The following is a 19954-nucleotide window of genomic DNA, read 5'->3' on the forward strand; positions in this document are numbered from 1 at the left end:
GCGAGACGCAGTGAGGGGCACCTCCGGACCACCGGAGGTGCCCCTCACTCGTTCGGGTGAGAAGTGGCGGTGATCCGCTCCGATCGGGGCAGGCGCTCGACAGAATCGTTGCGGCCGCAGGGCCGACCGCGCTGAACAGGGCCTTAGGGAGGCCGTCGGCATGATCCGTAACCATCCGAGAATGCCCTCCCGACCACCCCGCACCTCCTTCAGATCCCGGCTCACCCGCTCCCGATCCCTTCGCGTGCGCCGCGCGCTCGATCTGGCGCTGCCCACGGCCTGGGGCGCCGTGGCGATCACCTTCAAACTGGCGTGCCCGCTCGCGCAGGAGACCGGACTCGGCGCGCGCATCGCGTCGAGCGCCGTGTTCTTCGCCGTCGGCACCGGTCTGATACTCCATGTGCGGCGCGGCCTCCAGCGCGAGCTGCGGCAGCTGCGCAGGATCGCGGGGGCCGCACAGAACGTGCTGCTGCGCCCGCTGCCGCCCCGCATCGACGGCCTGGCCATCGCGGCAGGACAGCTCTCGGCCGACCGGGGCGCCACCGTGGGGGGCGACCTCTACGAGGTCATCGCCACCGACCACGGCGTGCGGGTCGTCATGGGGGACGTCCGCGGGCACGGCCTCGCCGCCCTCGCAACCGTCGCCGCCGTCCTCGGCAGCTTCCGCGAGGCCGCGCACGACGAGGCCGAACTGACCTGCGTACTGAGGCGACTCGAGCGGGCCATGGCCCGGCATCTGCGCGAGCGGTCGCGGGACGAGCACCCCGCGGCCGGCGGCGCCGAGCCGGTCAGTCCGGTCGCGGAGGAGTTCGTCACCGTTCTGCTCCTGGAGATCCGGCAGGACGGGGAGGTGCTCGCGCTCAACTGCGGGCACCCGTGGCCGTATCTGCTGCGCAGTCATGCGGGTCCCGCGGCCGTGGCGCGTGGCTACGCCGAGTTGGTCGTGGGCGGTGACCCCCTGCCGCCGCTCGGCCCGTTCCCGCTGCCGGCCGAACTGCCCGTCGTCGCGTGCGGGCGGCTTCTTCCCGGGGAGGGGCTGCTGCTCCACACCGACGGGCTCGAGGACGCGCGGGACGCCCGCGGCCGGTTCTTCCCGCTGCCCGCCGCGCTCGCCGAGGCCGTCCGCGTCCAGCCGGTCGTCCCCAAGGCCGTCATCCGTGCCGTGTATGCCCAACTCCTGCGCCACACGGGCGGGTTGCCGGACGACGACGCCGCGCTCCTCGTCCTGCGCAACGACCGCAAGCGAGTCCCCTTGCAGCACGGGGAGCCCCGCGTCCACAGTGCTGCCAAGTGAGCGCAGCCACCGCGTGACCTGACCCTCGGGCTCCCGCCCGCGGGTCGCGCCGTCCGCCGGCCGCGGAGTGTCGGGCAGGCGGCCGGTCGGACGGCGCAAAACGGGCCGCCGCACTGTACGAGGGGGAGCCGGCGGCCCGGCCGGCCTCTTGCGAGGCAGTTCAGTCAATCGAGTTGCATCACGCCACAAAAGAGCGCGCAACACCCGGATTCGGGCACTCCGTTCACACCCCGTGTGAAGCCCGCTCCACTACGCTGACGGCACCGAGCCACCGGAGGGCCCTCCATGCAGCCCAACACCTTGCTCGACGCGATCCTCGACGAGGCCGGGATCTCCCATGCGGGCCTCGCCGCACACGTGAATCAGGCGGGCCGCGCCAGGGGACTCGCCCTGCGGTACGAACACACCGCCGTCGCACGGTGGTTGAAGGGCCAGCGGCCACGGGGTCAGGTGCCCGACCTCATCTGCGAGGTCCTCGCCGCCCGTCTGCACCGCCCCGTCACCCTCGACGACATCGGCCTGGGCATGCCCGGCGAACCGGCCACCCCGCACGGCCAGAGCCTGTCCGGATTCGTCGAGCGGGCCACCGCCCTGTGGCGCTCGGACGAACAGCAGCGGCCCCACATACTGGGCGCCCCCGCCGTCACGGGGACCCCGGCCGTGATGCCCGTATGGGAGTGGGAGAACCCGCCCGAGGACACCGACGTGTCGCGCGGGGGGCGCCACCGGGTCAGCGCCGCCGACCTGGAGATGATGCGCTCGGCCCGCACGCACTACGAGCAGATGTACCGCAAGGCCGGCGGCATCGCGACGCGCACCCGCATCGTCGGCTTCCTCAACGCGGAGGCGGCGCCCCTGCTGCGCGGCAGCTACACCGACGAGACGGGCCGCCAACTGCACCGCGCGACCGGCGGGTTGGTCGCCATCGCGGGCATCTGCGCCTACGACTCCGACGCGCACGGCCTCGCCCAGCGCTACTTCCACCAGGCGTTGCGCCTCGCCAAGGCGAGCGGTGACCGCGGTCTCGGCGCCTACGTCATCGCCCTCCTGGTCAACCAGTCGCTCCACATGCGGCAGTACCGGCAGTCGGTGGCCTTCGCGGAGGCCGCGCTGCGGGCCGCCGGACGGCACATCACGCCCGCGCTCGCCTCGGATCTGTACGCGATGCAGGCCAAGGCGTACGCACACCTCGGCGACGGCAGCAGCGCCCTGTCCTGCATCCGGCGTGCCGAGTCGGCCGCCGACCGCATCCGGCGCGGCCATGAACCGGACGAGACGGGCTATGTCCAGCCCGGACTCGTCAACGTGCAGGTGGCGGAAGCCCTCTTGAGCCTCGGTGACCTCACCTCGGCACGTGAACACGCGGCGGCGGCCGTGCACAACCCCGCCCACGACCGGGGGCGGGTGCACCGCCTCGCCATGCTCAGCCAGATCGAGCTGAGACAGGGCAACGCCGAGAAGGCCGTCGCGATAGCCGTGGAGATGGCCGAACGGGCACGGGGAATGGAGTCCCAGCGGCTGCGCGACAGACTCCGGGCGGTACGCGAACACCTGGTGCGCAACGGTTGTGCCGGCACGGCCGAGGCCGCCGAACTCATCGACGGAGCACTGCGCGTACCGCTCTGAGCCCGACCTGCACCGCTCTCTCACGCTCCGCTGCTGCGATATTGCCATCTAACTCGGCGGAAGGTGGCAGAATCGTGCAGTGGACGAAACAGAACGAACAAACGGTGTATGAAAACCGCTGGTTCCGGGTCAATCTCGCGGATGTCGAGCTCCCGGACGGCCGGCATCTCGACCACTTCGTCATACGGCTGCGGCCGGTCGCCGTGGCCACCGTGGTCAATGAGGCCAACGAGGTGCTGCTCCTGTGGCGGCACCGCTTCATCACCGACAGCTGGGGCTGGGAGCTCCCGGCGGGAGTGGTCGAGGACGGCGAGGACATCGCCGCCGCGGCCGCCAGGGAACTGGAGGAGGAGACCGGCTGGCGGCCGGGACCCTTACGCCATCTGATGAGCGTGGAGCCGTCCAACGGTCTCGAGGACGCCAGGCACCACGTCTACTGGGCCGAGGAGGGTTCGTACGTCGGCCATCCCGAGGACGACTTCGAGTCGGACCGCAGGGAGTGGGTCCCTCTCAAGCTCGTCCCCGACATGGTCGCCCGCGGCGAGGTCCCGGCCGCCAACATGGCGGCCGCGCTGCTGATGCTGCACCATCTCAGGCTGGGGCAGGACACCCCGGCCTGACCCGGACGAAAGGCGCTAGCGTCCGAACGCCTGCCAGACGGCAAGGGCGAGCGCGCCGGCCGCGGTGATCGCGGCGACGGCCTGCAGCGGCCATCGGGTGTGCTCGAGCTGGGCGACCCGGGTGCTCAGATCGTCCTGATCCTTGACGCTCTGTTCATCGCGCTGGGTGAGCAACGCCAGCTTGCCGTCGACGCGGGCGAGACCCACATCGAGGCTGCGGCGTAACTCCGCGAGTTCTTCCGGGACCACGGGACGCTCGGGGTCGGCGGTCACGGGTCGGCTCCTTTCCGTAGTCGGCAGATCCGTTGCCTTACGCACGGAAAGTCAACTCGCCTGGTGGGTACGGCGGGAGAGTGTGCGATGGGCATATGCGGGCCCGGTGCGCACACGGTGTGCGAATGGTTCGGGCCCGGCACTCCGAAGAGTGCCGGGCCCGAACTTTCGACTACGCAGAGTCAACGCGGTGTGGAACCGCGCGCGGTCACGAGTACTGGTAGAAACCCGAGCCCGTCTTGCGGCCGAGACGGCCCGCGTCGACCATCCGCTGGAGCAGCGGGGGAGCGGCGTACAGGGGCTCCTTGAACTCCGCGTACATCGAGTCGGCGACCGAGGCGACGGTGTCGAGGCCGATGAGGTCGGCGAGCTTGAGCGGGCCCATGGGGTGGGCGCAGCCGAGCTCCATGCCGTTGTCGATGTCCTCGCGGCTGGCGATGCCCGACTCGAACATCCGGATCGCGGAGAGCAGATACGGGATCAGCAGCGCGTTGACCACGAAGCCCGAGCGGTCCTGTGCGCGGATCGCGTGCTTGCCGAGGATCTTCTCGACGAGGGACTGCGCGCGGCTGATGGTGCCCTCGGAGGTGGTGAGGGCCGGGATCAGCTCGACGAGCTTCTGCACGGGCGCCGGGTTGAAGAAGTGGATACCGATGACGTGGTCGGGGCGCGAGGTCGCCACGGCCAGCTTGACCAGCGGGATCGAGGAGGTGTTGGACGCCAGGATGGCGTCCTGCCGGGTGACGACCTGGTCGAGCACCTGGAAGATCTCGGTCTTGACCTGCTCGTTCTCGACGACGGCCTCGATGACGAGGTCCCGGTCGGAGAACTCCCCGAGGTCGGTGGTGAAGCTCAGGCGGGCCAGGGTCTCGGCCAGCTCCTCGGCGCTGATCTTGCCGCGCTCGGCCGCCTTGGAGAGGGAGTTGTGCAGCCGGGTACGGCCGATCTCCAGGGCCTCTCCGGTGGTCTCCGCCACCATGACGTCCAGACCGGCGCGGGCGCAGACCTCTGCGATCCCGGCTCCCATCTGGCCGCAGCCCACCACTCCGACGCGCTGGATGTCCCCCATAGGGTCGGTCACCTCGTGCCTTTCGCTGTTCTCCGGCCGGCAGGACCCCCGGGTTCCGGCGCCTGCCTCGGCCCTGCACGTTACTCGGAACCTCCCGTACACGGCGGGCCGGGTCGGGCATGCTGTCCCCAGTGCGGCCCGGGACGGCCGGGCCCGTTGGCCACGGGGTGGGCGAATGAGGCATTTGTCACGCAGGGGCTTCACAGCCGCGGCGGCGGCCGCGCTGACCGGGCTCGCCGCGGGGGACGCGGCCGCCGCCGGGGCCCGTCACGCTCCGGTGGCCCGCGACATGCGGGGCATGTGGCTGGCGACGGTGGCCAACCTCGACTGGCCCTCGAAGGCGGGCCTGAGCGCGGCACAGCAGCGTACGGAGCTCATCGCCCACCTCGACACGGCGGTGGGCCGGCACCTGAACGCCGTGGTCTTCCAGGTACGGCCGACGGCCGACGCGCTGTGGCCCTCGCCGTACGAGCCCTGGTCGGACGTCCTCACGGGGGTGCAGGGCGAAAGTCCGGGCTGGGACCCGCTCGGCACGGCCGTCGCGGAGGCGCACCGGCGCGGGCTCGAACTGCACGCCTGGTTCAACCCCTACCGCATCGCGAACCACACGGACCTCTCCCGCCTCGTGTCCACGCACCCGGCCCGCCGGCACCCCGACTGGGTCGTCCCCTACGGCGGGAAGCTCTACTACAACCCGGGCCTGCCCGACGTGCGCGAGTTCGTCCAGGAAGCGATGCTCGACGCCGTCCGCCGCTACGACATCGACGCCGTGCACTGGGACGACTACTTCTACCCGTATCCGGTCGCGGGCCAGGTCTTCGACGACGACGACGCCTACGCGGCCCACGGCGGGAACTTCCCGGACCGGGCGTCATGGCGGCGCGACAACACCGACCGGCTCGTGCGCGAGATGTCCGCGAGCGTGAAACGGATCAGGCCGCGCACCCAGTTCGGGATCAGCCCCTTCGGCGTGTGGCGCAACGCCGCGACGGACCCGCTCGGCTCGGACACCCGGGCCGGGGTGCAGACGTACGACGACCTGCACGCCGACACCCGCAAGTGGGTGCGCGAGCGCTGGATCGACTACATCTGCCCGCAGATCTACTGGAACATCGGCTTCGCCGCAGCGGACTACGCGAAGCTCGTGCCCTGGTGGTCGGACGTCGCACGTGGGACGGGCGTGCGCCTCTACGCGGGCGAGGCGCTCTACAAGGCGGGCGATCCGTCGCAGCCCGCCGCGTGGCAGGATCCGGCCGAGCTCTCCCGCCACCTCACCTTCGCCGAGCGCTATCCGCAGGTGAACGGACATGTGTACTTCTCGGCGAAGGAGGTGGGCGCCGACCGGATCGGCGCCATGGCCCGGGTGGTCAAGGACCACTACTGAGAGGGCCAGGTGTGACTAGGGGGTCGGCTCCTCGTGCTGCACGACGGAGTCGGGACCCGGTGACATCACCGCCTCGTGGCCGTCCTGGAAGCGGACCCTGAACGGCGGCTCGCCGTCGTGGCCCATGATTTCGACGATTTCCGCGACCTTGTCGTGCTCGCCCACGGTCCTGCCGTGCACCCGCAGATGGTCGCCCTTGGTGGCACGCATCGTGAGTGACCTCCTCGTCCCTCGTCGACCCGTATCTCAAGGGTAGGACCGGGTTGCGGGGTTGGGGACCCTCAGCCGCGGGACCGTTGGGTCACCGCGATGCACACGAGCACGGCCGCCGCGGTCAGGGGCGCGGCCGGGGAGAGGTGTTCGCCGAGCAGGAACACCGACCAGACCAGGGTGAGCAGGGGCTGGGCCAGCTGGAGCTGGCTCGCCTTGGGAATGCCGATGACGGCCATGCCGCGGTACCAGACGACCAGGCCCACGAACTGCGAGCCCACGGCCACCCAGAGCAGCCCCGCGACGGCGTGCCCCGTCAGGTGCAACGGCTCGTGGCTCAGCGCGACGAGCGCCCCCGGCACGGTGAGCGGCAGGCACGTCACGAGTGCCCAGGCGATGACCTGCCAGCCCGGCATCACGCGGGCCAGGCGGCCGCCCTCCGTGTAGCCGGCGGCGCAGATGAGGAGCGCGCCGAAGAGGTACAGGTCGGCGGTCGTGAGCGTGCCGCCGCTCTGCTGCACGGTGAACGCGATCACGGCGGCGGCGCCCGCGCACGCCGCGATCCAGAAGCTGCGCGAGGGCCGCGCGCCGGTGCGCAGCGCCGAGAGCAGGGCGGTCGTCAGGGGCAGCAGGCCGACGACGACGGCGGAGTGCGCGGTGGTGGCCGTCTCCAGGGCGAGCGTTGTGAGCAGCGGGAACCCGAGCACGACGCCCGCGCCGACCACGGCGAGACCGGCCCAGTGGCGGCGCTCGGGGACGGCGACGCGCAGCGCGAGCAGACAGGAGCCGGCGATCACGGCGGCGAGGACGCTCCGCACGGTGACGAGGCTCCAGGGCCCGAACCCTTCGAGTCCCCAGGCGGTGGCGGGGAAGGTGAGCGAGAAGGCGGTGACGCCGAGCGCGGCGAGGACGGTCCCGCCACGGGTCGCCTTCGCGGTGAGGGGGGTGGGGCCAGGACGTGTCGCGGTGCCCGCGGCGGGGGCCGCGCTCGCGTCAACTGCTATCCCGGCGGCGGTAGTAGCGCTACTCTCTGTCCTCATGTATGAGCGTAGCAGTGTGGGTGAACTGGCGGAACAGCTGCGGGGGGAGCTGGATCGCTACTCTCCAGGTGGAAAGCTGCCGTCCAGCCGGGCTCTCGTCGAACGGTTCCGGGTGAGCCCGGTGACCGTGTCGCGCGCGCTCGCGCAGCTCGCCGCGGAGGGCCTCGTCGTGACACGTCCGGGGGCCGGGGCGTTCCGCGCCGAGCCCCGCGCCGCGACACACCCGGCCGGTGACACCTCCTGGCAGGCGCTCGCACTGAGCGCCGACTCCGCGACCGAACTGGTGCCGCGGGCCGTGGACGCCTCCGGAGTCCTGGTCACGCTCTCCGCCCCGCCACCGGGAGTCGTCGAGTTCAACGGCGGCTATCTGCACCCCTCGCTCCAGCCGGAACGCGCCATGGCCGCAGCTCTGGCCCGCGCGGGCCGCCGCCCCGGCGCGTGGGGGCGCCCCCCGGTCGACGGCATCCCCGAACTGCGCGAGTGGTTCGCCCGCGGCATCGGCGGCGCCATCACCGCCGCCGAGGTACTGATCGCGTCCGGTGGCCAGTCCGCCCTGGCCACCGCGCTGCGCGCCCTCGCCCCGCCCGGCGCCCCCGTCCTCGTCGAATCACCCACGTATCCGGGCATGCTGGCGATCGCGCGCGCGGCGGGGCTGCGGCCCGTGCCCGTGCCGGTCGACACGGACGGGGTGCGTCCGGAGCTGCTCGCCGAGGCGTTCCGGGCGACGGGGGCGCGTGTGTTCGTGTGTCAGCCGCTGTTCCAGAACCCCACGGGCGCGGTCCTCTCCGTACAGCGGCGCCCCGAGGTGCTGAGGATCGCGCGCGAGGCCGGCGCGTTCATCATCGAGGACGACTTCGTGCGCCGCCTCGTCCACGAGGACGCGGGACCGCTGCCCAGTCCGCTGGCCACCGACGACCACGACGGCGTCGTCGTCCATGTCTGTTCCCTGACCAAGGCGACCTCGCCGAGCTTCCGCATCGGCTGCCTCGCCGCGCGCGGCCCCGTCCTGGAACGGCTGCGCGCGATTCAGGTCGTCGACCACTTCTTCGTGCCGCGCCCGCTCCAGGAGGCCGCCCTCGAACTGGTCGGCTCACCGGCCTGGCCGCGCCATCTGCGCACCGTGGCCGCCCACTTGAAGGTGCGCCGCGACACGATGACGACGGCCCTGCGCACCACCCTGCCCGAACTCACGGTGGGACACGTGCCGTTGGGCGGCTATCTGCTGTGGCCGCGGCTGCCCGACGGCACGGACGAGGCGGCGCTCGTCGCGGGGGCGCTGCGCGCGGGCGTCGCCGTCGCGCCCGGGCGCCCCTACTTCTCCGCCGAGCCCCCGGCCCCGCACATCCGGCTGAGCTTCGCGGCGGTCGCCGGGCCCGCGGAGATCACGGAGGGCATCCGCCGGCTGCGGACCGCGTGCGACGAGGTACTCGAGTAGGCGACGGGAGGGATCAGCGCCCGAAACCTGCTCGACGGACACCGGCGCCGCCTGCAAATCTCGCGTCATGACCGACACACACACCACGGCCCCCGCGCTCCCCGACGGCTACGAGATCTCGACCGACGCCGCCCGCCTCGACGCCGCCCGCGTGCACCAATGGCTCTCCACGGACGCCTACTGGGCCATGGGCCGCGCCCGCGAACACCAGGACCGGGCGATCGCGGGCTCGCTGAACTTCGGGGTCTACGACGCCGCCTCGGGTGAGCAGGTCGCGTACGCCCGTGTCGTGACCGACCACGCCACCTTCGCCTGGCTCTGCGACGTCTACGTGGACCGGGCCGTCCGCGGCAAGAACGTGGGCACCGCGCTCGTCGCCGCCGTACGAGGCCACCTGGAGCCGCTCGGCCTGCGCCGCATCATGCTCGCCACGCGGGACGCGCACGGGGTGTACGACAAGGTGGGCTTCGCGGCGCTCGCCGAGCCGGAGAACTGGATGGTGCTGACCCTGCGGTGAGCGCACGGTGGGGCGCATGCGTCCGGCATACGCCCCGCGGACTCTTGACCGCAGCCGTGGCACGCCCCACGATCACCGCATGCCCGTTCGCGTGACGCTTCTCGCTGCCGCGCGCAGCGCCTCGCTGCTCGCGGAGCGCTTCGACGACGACCGGCCCCTCGACCACACCGGCTGGCACGAGGTGGAGCTGGCCTCGCCCGCGCTGGTGCCGCTCGCTGCGGCGGAACTGCGCTACTGCGCGCCCACCGCCCGGAGCCGCGGCACCGCCGAGGCGCTCGGCCTCGCGCCCCTGGCCCAGCTCGCCCTCCGGGACTGCGACATGGGCCGCTGGCGCGGGCGCACGCTCGCCGAGGTGACGGCCGTCGAGCCGGGCGCCGTCGACGCCTGGCTGCGCGACCCGCGATCGGCGCCGCACGGCGGGGAGTCGCTGCTCGCGTTCATATCGCGGGTCGGCGGCTGGCTCGACACGCGGCCGAGCGACGACGGCGCGACCGTCGTGGCGGTCGCCGAGCCGGCCGTCGTGCGGGCGGCGCTCGTCTACGCGCTCAAGGCGCCCCCGTCGACGTACTGGAACATCGACGTGCGCCCCCTGTCGGCCGCCGTCCTCACGGGGAGCGCGGGCCGCTGGAGCGTGCGGCTGGACGCCGCGGTGTGAGTCAGGACGCGGCGCGCGTGTACGCGGTGGTGAGCACCAGGTCCTTCGCCGGGCCCCTGACCCGCCACTCCATCCGCCAGTGGTCCGGTCCTGTCACCTCGAACTCGCCGCGGTAGAGGTCCGCCGCGCAGGGGTGGTCCGCCGTGTGGTGGCCGGTGCGCAGGTCCAGGTCGTGGAAGAAGCGGCCGTCGGAGAACCGCACGACGGCCGTGCCGGGAGCGTCGCCCGGCAGGAACCGCAGATTGCGCTCGGCGGGCCGGGCGCTGCCGTGCCACACGAAGGTCCCCGCCTCGTGGTGCAGCAGCCCGCCCGCGTCGTCGGACGTGAAGTCCGTGGTGCCGGAGAAGGTGCCGACCGCGTCGCCGGCGAGGTCCCGCACCGTCCGCTCGACGTGCCACCGGCCCGCCAGATGGGCCAGCACGTCGGCAACCGCCCAGGCCTCACTCATCTCGTCCCACCCATCTCGTTGCCCGTGCTCCCCATTTTGCCGCCTGCCGGGACCCCGCCCGGCGACGGGGTCGGGCCGCCGGACATCCCTTGCGCCAGCCGCGCGGCCTCCGTCACGCTCTGCCGCATGACGACTGGATAGGCGGACACCGCCACCCTCCGGTGAGCCCGCTGACGCCTCCCCGCAGGGGACTCTCGAAGATCACGTCTGCCCCTCCCCACTCCTCAGGCGAGCGCGTCGAGCCGGCGCAGATCGTCGCTGCCGAGTGACTCCGCCGCCATGCACTGTCCGCGCCCCGCCGACCGGGCACGCGCCGAAGCCGCCGTCACCGGCCTGTACCGCCGGCTCGGCGAACCCGCCCCCGACTTCGTCCGGGTGGCCTCTCCCGCCGCGGCGCGACCGGTTCTGCTCGACGCCCCGCCCCGCCCCGCACCGCTTCCGCCCACCGCGCCTGCGCGGCACCGAGGCGCCGGCGCGGTGGGCCGGCCGGCCTCTGGTCTCCCGGCTCGCGAACCTCGTCGCCGGTCGCCGACTGACGGCACCGCGGTTCCGGAGACCGCTCGCATTGCATAAACGTGCATTCCTGCGTATAGTCATGCCATCCAAGAGGAGGGTTCCATGGCGGTACGCGTAGCAGTGGCAGGGGCAAGCGGATACGCGGGCGGAGAGCTGCTGCGTCTGCTGCTCGCTCATCCCAATGTGGAGATCGGCGCCCTGACCGGCAACTCGAACGTGGGGCAGCCCCTCGGTGCGCTCCAGCCGCACCTGGTGCCGCTGGCCGACCGGATCCTCGAGCCGACGACCGCCGAGGTGCTCTCCGGCCACCACGTCGTCTTTCTCGCGCTGCCGCACGGGCAGTCCGCCGCCGTCGCCGAGCAGCTCGGCGAGGACACGCTCGTCGTGGACATGGGCGCCGACTTTCGGCTGAAGGACGAGGGCGACTGGGAGAAGTTCTACGGCAGCTCGCACGCCGGGACCTGGCCCTACGGGCTCCCCGAGCTGCCCGGTGCGCGCGCCGCGCTGGAGGGCACCAAGCGCATCGCGGTCCCCGGCTGCTACCCGACGGCCGTCTCCCTCGCGCTCTTCCCCGCGTACGAGGCCGGGCTCGCCGAGCCGGAGGCCGTGATCGTCGCCGCGTCCGGGACGTCCGGCGCGGGCAAGGCGCCCAAGCCGAACCTGCTCGGTTCCGAGGTCATGGGCTCCATGTCCCCGTACGGCGTGGGCGGCGGCCACCGGCACACCCCCGAGATGATCCAGAACCTGGGCGCGGTCGCCGGTGTGCCGGTCTCCGTCTCCTTCACTCCGACGCTGGCCCCGATGCCGCGCGGCATCCTCGCCACGTGCAGCGCCAAGGCGAAGCCGGGCGTGAGCGCCGAGAGCGTACGGGCCGTCTACGAGAAGGCCTTCGCCGACGAGCCGTTCGTGTACCTGCTCCCGCAGGGGCAGTGGCCCGCGACCTCTTCGGTGTACGGCTCGAACGCCGTGCAGGTGCAGGTCGCGTACGACTCGGCGGCCGGCCGGATCATCGTGATCAGCGCCATCGACAACCTCACCAAGGGCACCGCGGGCGGCGCCCTCCAGAGCATGAACATCGCCCTCGGTCTCGACGAGACCACTGGGCTCACCACGATCGGAGTCGCGCCGTGAGCGACGCGCGCGCAGCCGCCGGGCCGCAGACGGGTACCAAGGCCGCGCCGCTGCGCTGCGCGGTTGGAGAAGCGAACAAGGAGACACAGTGAGTGTGACGGCAGCCAAGGGATTCACGGCCGCGGGCATCGCCGCCGGGATCAAGCAGAACGGCAACCCCGACCTGGCCCTCGTGGTCAACAGCGGGCCCCGCCTGGCCGCCGCGGGCGTCTTCACCTCCAACCGCGTGAAGGCCGCGCCGGTGCTCTGGTCGGAGCAGGTCCTCAAGGGCGGGCTCGTGTCCGCCGTCGTCCTCAACTCCGGTGGCGCCAACGCCTGTACGGGTCCCAAGGGCTTCCAGGACACGCACGCCACGGCGGAGAAGGTCGCGGAGGCGCTCGGCCTGAACGCGGGCGAGGTCGCCGTCGCCTCGACCGGTCTCATCGGCGAACTCCTCCCCATGGACAAGCTTCTGCCGGGCGTCGACACGGCGGTCGCGCAGCTCGGCCCGCACGGCGGTGAGAAGGCCGCCGTCGCCATCAAGACCACCGACTCCGTGCACAAGACCGCGGTGTTCGAGGGTGACGGATGGACGGTCGGCGGCATGGCCAAGGGCGCGGGCATGCTCGCCCCCGGCCTCGCCACCATGCTCGTCGTCCTGACGACGGACGCCGACCTGGAGGCCGACGTCCTGGACAAGGCCCTGCGGGACGCCACCAAGGTCACCTTCGACCGCGTCGACTCCGACGGCTGCATGTCGACGAACGACACCGTGCTGCTCCTGGCCTCCGGCGCTGCCGAAGTGGCCCCCGAATACACCGAGTTCGCCGAGGCCGTCCGCACGGTCTGCGACGACCTCGGACGGCAGCTCATCGGCGACGCCGAAGGCGCCAGCAAGGACATCAGGGTCGACGTCATCAACGCCGCGACCGAGGACGACGCCGTCGAGGTGGGCCGCTCCATCGCCCGTAACAACCTCCTCAAGTGCGCGATCCACGGCGAGGACCCCAACTGGGGCCGGGTGCTGTCCGCGATCGGTACGACGTCCGCCGCCTTCGAGTCCGACCAGCTGAACGTCGCCATCAACGGCGTCTGGGTCTGCAAGAACGGCGGCGTCGGCGAGGACCGCGAGCTCGTCGACATGCGCTTCCGGGAGGTCGTCATCACCGCCGACCTGGCGGCCGGCTCCGAGACCGCGACGATCTGGACGAACGACCTGACCGCGGACTACGTCCACGAGAACAGCGCGTACAGCTCATGAGCACGACGCGGAAGCACACCGCACTGCCCAAGGCGCAGATCCTCATCGAGGCGCTGCCCTGGCTCACCCGGCACCAGGGCAAGACCGTCGTCATCAAGTTCGGCGGCAACGCCATGATCGACGAGGACCTCAAGGCCGCCTTCGCGCAGGACGTCGTCTTCCTGCACCACGCGGGCCTCAAGCCCGTCGTCGTGCACGGCGGCGGACCGCAGATCAGCAAGGCCCTCGACCGGCACGGCATCGTCAGCGAGTTCAAGGCGGGCCTGCGGGTCACCACCGAGGACGCGATGGACGTCGTGCGGATGGTCCTGGCCGGCCAGGTGCAGCGCGAGCTCGTCGGGCTCCTCAACGAGCACGGCCCGCTCGCCATCGGCCTCACCGGCGAGGACGCGCACACCATCACCGCCACCAAGCACAAGCCCGAGATCGGCGGCGAACTGATCGACATCGGCCGGGTCGGCGAGATCACCGAGATCGACACCGGCGCCATCGAGGCCCTGCTCGCCGACGGCCGTATCCCGGTCGTCTCCTCGATCGCCCGCTCCCAGGACGACGGACATGTCTACAACGTCAATGCCGATACGGCGGCCGCGGCACTCGCTGCGGCACTGGGCGCCGAGACCCTGATGGTCCTGACCGACGTCGAGGGCCTCTACGAGGACTGGCCGAACTCCGACGAGGTCATCAGCAGGCTCACCGCCAAGGAGCTGGAGAAGCTCCTTCCCGAGCTGGCCAGCGGCATGGTGCCCAAGATGGAGGGCTGCCTGCACGCCGTGCGGGGCGGCGTGACGACCGCCCGCGTCATCGACGGCCGGGTCCCGCACTCGATCCTGCTGGAGATCTTCACCGACGAGGGCATCGGCACGATGGTCGTGCCGGACGCCCCCGAGGCCACCGACGTGAGCGCCATCGACGCACAGGGGGAGTCATGAGCAACCAGGAGCTGACCGCGCGCTGGCAGGGCGCGCTCATGGACAACTACGGCACGCCCCGGCTGCCCCTCGTCCGCGGCGCGGGCGCCAAGGTGTGGGACGCCGACGGCAAGGAGTACGTCGACTTCGTCGGCGGCATCGCGGTCAACGCCCTCGGCCACGCGCACCCCGCGGTCGTCCGGGCGGTCACCGAGCAGATCGCCGCCCTCGGCCATGTCTCGAACCTCTTCGTCGCCGAGCCGCCCGTCGCGCTCGCCGAACGGCTCCTCCAGCTCTTCGGCCGGTCCGGCCGCGTGTACTTCTGCAACTCGGGCGCCGAGGCCAACGAGGGCGCCTTCAAGATCGGCCGCCTGACGGGCCGTTCACACATGGTCGCCACCCAGGGCGGCTTCCACGGCCGGACGATGGGTGCCCTCGCGCTGACCGGCCAGCCCGGCAAGCAGGAGCCGTTCGTACCGCTGCCCGGCGACGTCACGCATGTCCCGTACGGCGATGCCGAGGCGCTGCGGGCTGCGGTCACGGAAGAGACCGCGCTCGTGATCATCGAGCCGATCCAGGGCGAGAACGGCGTCGTCGTGCCGCCCGCCGGCTACCTCAGGGCGGCCAGGGAGATCACCCGGGCCACCGGCACCCTCCTCGTCCTCGACGAGGTGCAGACCGGCATCGGCAGGACCGGCCACTGGTTCGCGTACCAGGCGGAGGAGGGCATCGACCCCGATGTCGTCACGCTCGCCAAGGGGCTCGGCGGCGGACTGCCCATCGGCGCGACCGTCGCGTTCGGCGAGGCGGCCGAGCTGCTCAAGCCCGGTCACCACGGCACGACGTTCGGCGGGAATCCCGTCGCCTGCGCGGCCGGCCTCGCGGTGCTCGACACCGTCGCGGGCGAGGGCCTCCTGGAGAACGTGAAGCGCGCCGAGGCGCGGTTGAGGGACGGTGTCGCCTCCCTCGGGCACCCGCTCGTCGGCCACGTAAGGGGCGCCGGGCTCCTCCTGGGTATCGTGCTCACCGAGCCGCTCGCGCCCCAGGTGCAGCAGGCGGCTCAGGACGCCGGCCTCCTGGTGAACGCGCCCGCCCCCGATGTCGTACGGCTCATGCCGCCGCTCAACCTCCACGACGACGAGGTGGACACCCTGCTCCAGGCCCTGCCCGGCGTCCTGGACAAGGCCCTCGAAGGGGCCGACGGGGAAGGACGATCCTGAGGAATGGGACGACGACGATGAGTCAGGCGCAGGACAACGAGCACGCCGCGGGACCCGCCGTGCCGCAGACCCGCACCGCGCGCCACCGCCGGATCGTGGACATCCTCAACCGGCAGCCGGTGCGCTCGCAGAGCCAGCTGGCGAAGCTGCTCGCCGACGACGGCCTCTCGGTCACGCAGGCGACGCTCTCCCGGGACCTGGACGAGCTGGGCGCGGTCAAGATCCGCAACACCGGCGGCGAGCTGATCTACGCGGTGCCCAGCGAGGGCGGCTTCCGCACCCCGCAGGCCCCGCTCGGCGGCTCGGCCAAGGAGGAGCGGATGCGGCGGCTCGCGGGGGAACTGCTGATCTCCGCGGAGGCCTCGGCGAACCTCGTGGTCCTGCGCACCCCGCCCGGCGCCGCCCAGTTCCTCGCGTCGGCGATCGACCAGGCGGAACTCCAGGTGATCCTGGGCACGATCGCGGGTGACGACACCTTGATGCTGATCAGCCGCGACCCGGCCGGCGGGCAGGCGCTCGCCGACCATCTGCTGCGGCTCGCCCAGAACGACCACTGAGTGCGCTGAATCGTTCGGGCTCGCGCCCCGGACCGCCCGGGATTCACGGGCGGTCCGGGGCGCTTCCGCGTTCCTCAGGCCTGCTCGGCACGGCGCGCCCGGTACGACATCCAGGCCGCGACCAGGGCGCCCGACACGTTGTGCCAGACGGAGAACACCGCCGCGGGGAGCGCCGCGAGCGGGCTGAAGTGGGCCGTGGCGAGCGACGCGGCGAGCCCCGAGTTCTGCATGCCGACCTCGAACGCCATCGCGCGGGACGCGGGCGCCCCGAGGCGGGCCAGCTTTCCGGCGCCGTAACCGAGCGCGAGCCCGAGGCCGTTGTGGAGGACGACGGCGAGCAGGACGAGCCCGGCCGCCGACTTGATCGCCGTCGCGCTGCCCGCGACGACCACGGCCACGATGACGGCGATCGTCAGCGCCGAGAGCCAGGGCAGGACGCCGAGCACCCGGTCGACGTAGCGGCCGAGGACCAGGCGCACGACGAGCCCCGCGATGACCGGCAGCAGCACGGTCTTGAGGATGTCCGTGACCATCGACCCCGTGTCCACGGGCAGGAACTCGCCCGCGAGGAGCAGGGTCAGCGGCGGTGTGACGAGCGGGGCGAGCACGGTCGAGACGGTGGCGACGGAGACGGACAGGGCCACGTCGCCGCGCGCCAGGTAGGTCACCACGTTGGAGGCCGTGCCGCTGGGGGCGCAGCCCACGAGGATCACTCCCGCCGCCAACTGGGGCGGCAGGTTCAGCGCGTTGGCTATCAGCCAGCCGAGCCCCGGCATGATCACGTAGTGCGCGACGAGTCCGAGGCCGACGGCCCAGGGCCGCTTCGCGACGCCCTTGAAGTCGTGCGGGGTCATCGTGAGCCCCATGCAGAACATCACCACACCCAGCAGGTACGGGACGTTCGTCTTCCAGCTCACGAAGGCGTCCGGCAGGGCGAGCCCGATACCGCCCGCCGCGAGCACGAGTACGGGGAACACGGTCACGGCCAGGCGCGCCGCGCGGTTGCCGGTGTCTGTCGGCTGGGGGATCAACTGTTCGGTCTGCACCGGGCGATGCAACGCCGCCACCTGGTGTGCCCGCAACCCCGTCTCGTTATGTGGTCCCTACATCTTCATGAGCCCCACACATCTTCCCCGTCCTCGTCAGGGAGTCACCGACCAGGTCTCCCCGTCCGCCGTCACCGCGAACGCCGTGACATCGGGCTGCGCCTCCAGCCACGCCCGCGCCCCCGGACCCATCGCGTACGCGGCGGTCGCCCAGGTGTCCGCGTCGGTCAGCCCTGCGTGGACGACGGTCAGGGAGGCGAGACCGCCGACGGGCGCCTGCCCGGTGTGCGGGTCGACGATGTGGCAGCCGCGCTCCGCAGGACCCGACGTCGCTACCGCGAGCGCGCCCTGCCGGGACTCGACGACCGCCGCCACCTGACCCGGACGCAGCGGATGCGCGACGCCCACGCGCCACGGGCCGCCGTGGAGCTGGACGTCGCCGCCGCCGTTCAGGCAGACGCCGGTCGCGCCCGCGGAGAGCAGCGCCTCGGCCGCCCGCTCCACCGCCCACCCCTTGACGAGGCCACTCGGGTCGAAGCCACCGGAGTGCCCCGCCGTGAACCAGCCGCCGGTGTGCTCGCGTGCCCGCTCGCACAGTCGCAGCACCTCGCGGACCTCGGGCGCACAGTCCTGGGGCGCGAGCTCGCCCCGGGCGATCCGGCTGACCGCGCTGTCCTCGCGGTACGTCGAGAAGACGGCGTCCACGTGACGCAGCCACGCCTCCGCCTCGTCGAGTGCCCGCGGACCCACGTCCGTGCCGCGCACCGTGATCGAGAACACCGTTCCCATGGTGTGCACGACCCGGTGCAGTCCGGCGGTGTCACCCACGGGCCTGGTCCAGCGCGCTCTGCAGCGACGTCATGTAGCCCTCACTGGTGAACGTGGCACCGGAGACCGTGTCGATCCGGGCACTCTGGGCGTCCAGGGTCTCCTGCACGAGGGTCGGGACCGAGGACGAGGCGATGTCCTGGCTGCGCCGGTCGCCCGACGGGGTCTTGACGGCACGGGCGGCGGTGATCTTCGAGCCGTCGACGGTGATCTCGACCTGGACGGGGCCGTAACGCGTCTGCACGGTCTCGCCGGTGAGAGTCCGCTTTCCGGCCGCGCTGCCGGACCCGGACCCCGTGCCGCCCGAGGCCGCCGGGGAGCGGCTGGACGTCGGGGACTGCGGGGCCGCCGTGACCGGCTGCGAGTGCGGCTTGAGTGCGAGCGCCAGCGTCGTCACGGAGACGGTCGCGACGCAGGTCAGGACGGTACGGCGGATCGGATGGGCTCTCATGGCGCGGCTCACAGCTCGAAGGACTCGTAGTGGACACGGGAAGCGGGCACGCCGGCCCCGCGCAGGGCGTCGTACGAGGCGAGCGCGAGGCCGTGCGGCCCGCACAGGTACACGTCGTGGGCCGCGATGTCCGGGAGCATCCGGCGCAGTCCGTCCGCGGTGACGTCCGTCCGGGTGCCGTCGGTGTCGTTCAGGACGTACACGAGGCGGGCGCCGCGTCCGGCCGCGATCGACTCCAGTTCACCGCGCAGCGCCAACTCCTCGGCGGTGCGCGCCCGGTAGAGCAGCGTCAGGTCGCCCGGCGCCGCCGGCAGCGTCTCGAAGAGCGTGCGCAGGGGAGTGATGCCCGTGCCGCCCGCGAGCAGCAGCACCCGGCGCGAGCGCCGCAGCCCCGCCGTGAGCGCCCCGTACGGCCCCTCCGCCCACACCCGCGTGCCCCGCGTCAGGCCCGCGACGGACGCGCTGTGGTCGCCCAGCGCCTTCACCGTGATCCGCAGGAACCCGCCGCGGGGCATCGCCGACAACGAGTACGGGTGCGAGGCTCCCCACATGCCGGGCGCGAGGAAGCGCCAGCGGAAGAACTGACCCGGCTCCGCACCCAAGGCTTCGAGGCGCCGGCCGCTCACCCACACCGACGTCACCCCCGGCGCCTCCCGCACGACGGCCTCGACGCGCAGCCGGTGCCGGACGTTGAGCCGCACCGGCACCAGCACCCGGAACCACAGCACGAGCGCGGCCACCCCCAGGTAGAGGGCGTACCAGCCCGCGCGGGCGGCCGCCCCGCCCGCGAAGTCGGCGCCGAGCGCCAGTTGGTGCCCGAACGCGAGGAAGATCGCCGCGTACGTCAGGACGTGCAGGTAGTACCAGGTCTCGTACCGCATCCGGCGGCGCACCGCCCGCGCCGACACGAAGCCCACCAGCACGAGCACGGCCGCGCCCACCGTGCCCTTCAGCATCTCCGGGTAGTCGAGGACGATCGTGCCGAGCTCCGACACCGGGTCGGTACGGCTCTGCGCCGCGTAGCCGAGAGTGATCAGGACGATGTGGCCGAGAAGCAGACCGACCGTCCAGCGGCCGGCCGAGGCGTGCCAGCGCGCCGTCCTGTCGCTGCCGAGCCCCTTCTCCAGAAGCGGCACACGCGCCATCAGGGCGACCAGGAGCGCGCACATATAGCCGCACATCAGGCCCATGATCCGGCCCGCCCCCGTCAGCCAGCCGTCGGCGCCGGACACGACGCCCGTGCCCTGCCACCACAGGGCGAGCACCGCGGCCCCGCCCGCGCCCGCGGCGGCCAGCAGCGGCACCGCGGGGGAGCGGCGGCGCGCCGGGCGCGGGGCGCGGTGACGCAGCGGCGGAGGGCTGTGCGTGGTGGTCACCGGAGCGGCTCCTCGTCGGATCGGGGTCGGGCGGGCCGGACAGGACGCAACTCTGCGGCCCGAACCTCTGAGCGGGCTCTGAACGGGAGGCGCCACCTGTTGTTCAG

The 19954-nt window shown here is 72.4% G+C and carries 21 protein-coding genes; 12 read left to right on the forward strand and 9 right to left on the reverse strand.

Features of this window, described 5'->3' with window-relative positions:
* Window positions 1-160: 160 nt before the first annotated feature.
* The 3 genes from OG758_RS37275 to OG758_RS37285 all read left to right on the forward strand — a co-directional run bounded on the left by OG758_RS37275 (window position 161) and on the right by OG758_RS37285 (window position 3540).
* On the forward strand, window positions 161-1294 hold the full coding sequence (locus OG758_RS37275; protein ID WP_382624867.1) for a PP2C family protein-serine/threonine phosphatase: 1134 nt from the start codon (window positions 161-163) through the stop codon (window positions 1292-1294).
* A 285-nt stretch (window positions 1295-1579) separates the two neighbouring features.
* Entirely contained in the window at window positions 1580-2920 is a 1341-nt protein-coding gene (locus OG758_RS37280; protein WP_326713920.1) for a transcriptional regulator, read from the forward strand.
* A 74-nt stretch (window positions 2921-2994) separates the two neighbouring features.
* Window positions 2995-3540 carry an NUDIX domain-containing protein gene (locus OG758_RS37285; RefSeq protein WP_326713921.1) on the forward strand — a complete coding sequence of 182 codons (546 nt, stop codon included), beginning with the start codon at window positions 2995-2997 and terminating at the stop codon, window positions 3538-3540.
* A gap of 15 nt (window positions 3541-3555) precedes the next feature.
* Here the strand turns inward: OG758_RS37285 and OG758_RS37290 are convergent, their stop codons facing one another.
* Window positions 3556-3813, reverse strand: coding sequence for a hypothetical protein (locus OG758_RS37290; RefSeq protein WP_266566376.1), 258 nt, complete (start codon window positions 3811-3813; stop codon window positions 3556-3558).
* A 208-nt stretch (window positions 3814-4021) separates the two neighbouring features.
* On the reverse strand, window positions 4022-4882 hold the full coding sequence (locus OG758_RS37295) for a 3-hydroxybutyryl-CoA dehydrogenase (protein WP_266566377.1): 861 nt from the start codon (window positions 4880-4882) through the stop codon (window positions 4022-4024).
* Window positions 4883-5057: 175 nt separating this feature from the next.
* On the opposite strand from OG758_RS37295, the gene OG758_RS37300 reads away from it, so the two are divergent.
* Window positions 5058-6266: a glycoside hydrolase family 10 protein gene (locus tag OG758_RS37300; RefSeq protein WP_326713922.1), complete on the forward strand. Its 1209-nt coding sequence runs from the start codon at window positions 5058-5060 to the stop codon at window positions 6264-6266.
* A 15-nt stretch (window positions 6267-6281) separates the two neighbouring features.
* Here the strand turns inward: OG758_RS37300 and OG758_RS37305 are convergent, their stop codons facing one another.
* Together OG758_RS37305 and OG758_RS37310 are read right to left on the reverse strand one after the other, a co-directional pair.
* The gene (locus OG758_RS37305; protein WP_326713923.1) at window positions 6282-6476 is read right to left on the reverse strand and encodes a DUF1918 domain-containing protein; all 195 of its coding nucleotides are present in this window, start codon (window positions 6474-6476) and stop codon (window positions 6282-6284) included.
* Between the two features lie 71 nt (window positions 6477-6547).
* Window positions 6548-7516 carry a DMT family transporter gene (locus OG758_RS37310; RefSeq protein ID WP_326713924.1) on the reverse strand — a complete coding sequence of 323 codons (969 nt, stop codon included), beginning with the start codon at window positions 7514-7516 and terminating at the stop codon, window positions 6548-6550.
* On the opposite strand from OG758_RS37310, the gene OG758_RS37315 reads away from it, so the two are divergent.
* From OG758_RS37315 to OG758_RS37325, 3 genes are all read left to right on the forward strand, one after another.
* Window positions 7515-8951 carry an aminotransferase-like domain-containing protein gene (locus OG758_RS37315; RefSeq protein ID WP_326713925.1) on the forward strand — a complete coding sequence of 479 codons (1437 nt, stop codon included), beginning with the start codon at window positions 7515-7517 and terminating at the stop codon, window positions 8949-8951. The two genes, OG758_RS37310 and OG758_RS37315, sit on opposite strands and share 2 nt — an antisense overlap.
* Before the next feature lie 67 nt (window positions 8952-9018).
* On the forward strand, window positions 9019-9468 hold the full coding sequence (locus OG758_RS37320; RefSeq protein ID WP_326713926.1) for a GNAT family N-acetyltransferase: 450 nt from the start codon (window positions 9019-9021) through the stop codon (window positions 9466-9468).
* A 79-nt stretch (window positions 9469-9547) separates the two neighbouring features.
* Window positions 9548-10123 (forward strand): histidine phosphatase family protein, encoded by a 576-nt coding sequence (locus OG758_RS37325; protein WP_326713927.1) that lies wholly within the window; start codon window positions 9548-9550, stop codon window positions 10121-10123.
* Between the two features lies 1 nt (window position 10124).
* Here OG758_RS37325 and OG758_RS37330 read toward each other — a convergent pair whose 3' ends face one another.
* Entirely contained in the window at window positions 10125-10571 is a 447-nt protein-coding gene (locus OG758_RS37330; protein WP_326713928.1) for a DUF6314 family protein, read from the reverse strand.
* Between the two features lie 618 nt (window positions 10572-11189).
* On the opposite strand from OG758_RS37330, the gene argC reads away from it, so the two are divergent.
* From argC to OG758_RS37355, 5 genes are all read left to right on the forward strand, one after another.
* Window positions 11190-12218, forward strand: coding sequence for an N-acetyl-gamma-glutamyl-phosphate reductase (gene argC / locus OG758_RS37335; RefSeq protein WP_326713929.1), 1029 nt, complete (start codon window positions 11190-11192; stop codon window positions 12216-12218).
* 88 nt (window positions 12219-12306) lie between these two features.
* Entirely contained in the window at window positions 12307-13458 is a 1152-nt protein-coding gene (argJ, locus tag OG758_RS37340; RefSeq protein WP_326713930.1) for a bifunctional glutamate N-acetyltransferase/amino-acid acetyltransferase ArgJ, read from the forward strand.
* A complete protein-coding gene (gene argB / locus OG758_RS37345) occupies window positions 13455-14390 on the forward strand; it encodes an acetylglutamate kinase (protein ID WP_116503245.1) in 936 nt (311 codons plus the stop codon). Before argJ ends, argB begins: the two co-directional genes overlap by 4 nt.
* The gene (locus OG758_RS37350; RefSeq protein ID WP_326713931.1) at window positions 14387-15589 is read left to right on the forward strand and encodes an acetylornithine transaminase; all 1203 of its coding nucleotides are present in this window, start codon (window positions 14387-14389) and stop codon (window positions 15587-15589) included. The genes argB and OG758_RS37350 overlap by 4 nt, the downstream gene beginning before the upstream one ends.
* 17 nt (window positions 15590-15606) lie before the next feature.
* Window positions 15607-16146 carry an arginine repressor gene (locus OG758_RS37355; RefSeq protein WP_326713932.1) on the forward strand — a complete coding sequence of 180 codons (540 nt, stop codon included), beginning with the start codon at window positions 15607-15609 and terminating at the stop codon, window positions 16144-16146.
* 74 nt (window positions 16147-16220) lie between these two features.
* Here OG758_RS37355 and OG758_RS37360 read toward each other — a convergent pair whose 3' ends face one another.
* The 4 genes from OG758_RS37360 to OG758_RS37375 form a co-directional block, all read right to left on the reverse strand.
* On the reverse strand, window positions 16221-17192 hold the full coding sequence (locus OG758_RS37360) for a bile acid:sodium symporter family protein (protein ID WP_326713933.1): 972 nt from the start codon (window positions 17190-17192) through the stop codon (window positions 16221-16223).
* Between the two features lie 96 nt (window positions 17193-17288).
* Complete coding sequence (locus tag OG758_RS37365) at window positions 17289-17981, reverse strand: FAD:protein FMN transferase (RefSeq protein WP_326716164.1); 693 nt, start codon at window positions 17979-17981, stop codon at window positions 17289-17291.
* A 31-nt stretch (window positions 17982-18012) separates the two neighbouring features.
* Window positions 18013-18471 (reverse strand): FMN-binding protein, encoded by a 459-nt coding sequence (locus tag OG758_RS37370; protein WP_326713934.1) that lies wholly within the window; start codon window positions 18469-18471, stop codon window positions 18013-18015.
* A gap of 8 nt (window positions 18472-18479) precedes the next feature.
* Complete coding sequence (locus OG758_RS37375; protein WP_326713935.1) at window positions 18480-19847, reverse strand: ferredoxin reductase family protein; 1368 nt, start codon at window positions 19845-19847, stop codon at window positions 18480-18482.
* Window positions 19848-19954: the final 107 nt, after the last annotated feature.

It is taken from the genome of Streptomyces sp. NBC_01474, assembly GCF_035918215.1.
Taxonomy (GTDB): domain Bacteria; phylum Actinomycetota; class Actinomycetes; order Streptomycetales; family Streptomycetaceae; genus Streptomyces; species Streptomyces aureus.

Coding starts and splice junctions, on each gene's coding strand:
- OG758_RS37275 (WP_382624867.1), top strand. CDS start 161: ATGATCCGTAACCATCCGAGAATGCCCTCCCGACCACCCCGCACCTCC.
- OG758_RS37280 (WP_326713920.1), top strand. CDS start 1,580: ATGCAGCCCAACACCTTGCTCGACGCGATCCTCGACGAGGCCGGGATC.
- OG758_RS37295 (WP_266566377.1), bottom strand. CDS start 4,882: ATGGGGGACATCCAGCGCGTCGGAGTGGTGGGCTGCGGCCAGATGGGA.
- OG758_RS37300 (WP_326713922.1), top strand. CDS start 5,058: ATGAGGCATTTGTCACGCAGGGGCTTCACAGCCGCGGCGGCGGCCGCG.
- OG758_RS37305 (WP_326713923.1), bottom strand. CDS start 6,476: ATGCGTGCCACCAAGGGCGACCATCTGCGGGTGCACGGCAGGACCGTG.
- OG758_RS37315 (WP_326713925.1), top strand. CDS start 7,515: ATGTATGAGCGTAGCAGTGTGGGTGAACTGGCGGAACAGCTGCGGGGG.
- OG758_RS37310 (WP_326713924.1), bottom strand. CDS start 7,516: ATGAGGACAGAGAGTAGCGCTACTACCGCCGCCGGGATAGCAGTTGAC.
- OG758_RS37320 (WP_326713926.1), top strand. CDS start 9,019: ATGACCGACACACACACCACGGCCCCCGCGCTCCCCGACGGCTACGAG.
- OG758_RS37325 (WP_326713927.1), top strand. CDS start 9,548: ATGCCCGTTCGCGTGACGCTTCTCGCTGCCGCGCGCAGCGCCTCGCTG.
- OG758_RS37330 (WP_326713928.1), bottom strand. CDS start 10,571: ATGAGTGAGGCCTGGGCGGTTGCCGACGTGCTGGCCCATCTGGCGGGC.
- argC (WP_326713929.1), top strand. CDS start 11,190: ATGGCGGTACGCGTAGCAGTGGCAGGGGCAAGCGGATACGCGGGCGGA.
- argB (WP_116503245.1), top strand. CDS start 13,455: ATGAGCACGACGCGGAAGCACACCGCACTGCCCAAGGCGCAGATCCTC.
- OG758_RS37350 (WP_326713931.1), top strand. CDS start 14,387: ATGAGCAACCAGGAGCTGACCGCGCGCTGGCAGGGCGCGCTCATGGAC.
- OG758_RS37355 (WP_326713932.1), top strand. CDS start 15,607: ATGAGTCAGGCGCAGGACAACGAGCACGCCGCGGGACCCGCCGTGCCG.
- OG758_RS37365 (WP_326716164.1), bottom strand. CDS start 17,981: ATGGGAACGGTGTTCTCGATCACGGTGCGCGGCACGGACGTGGGTCCG.
- OG758_RS37370 (WP_326713934.1), bottom strand. CDS start 18,471: ATGAGAGCCCATCCGATCCGCCGTACCGTCCTGACCTGCGTCGCGACC.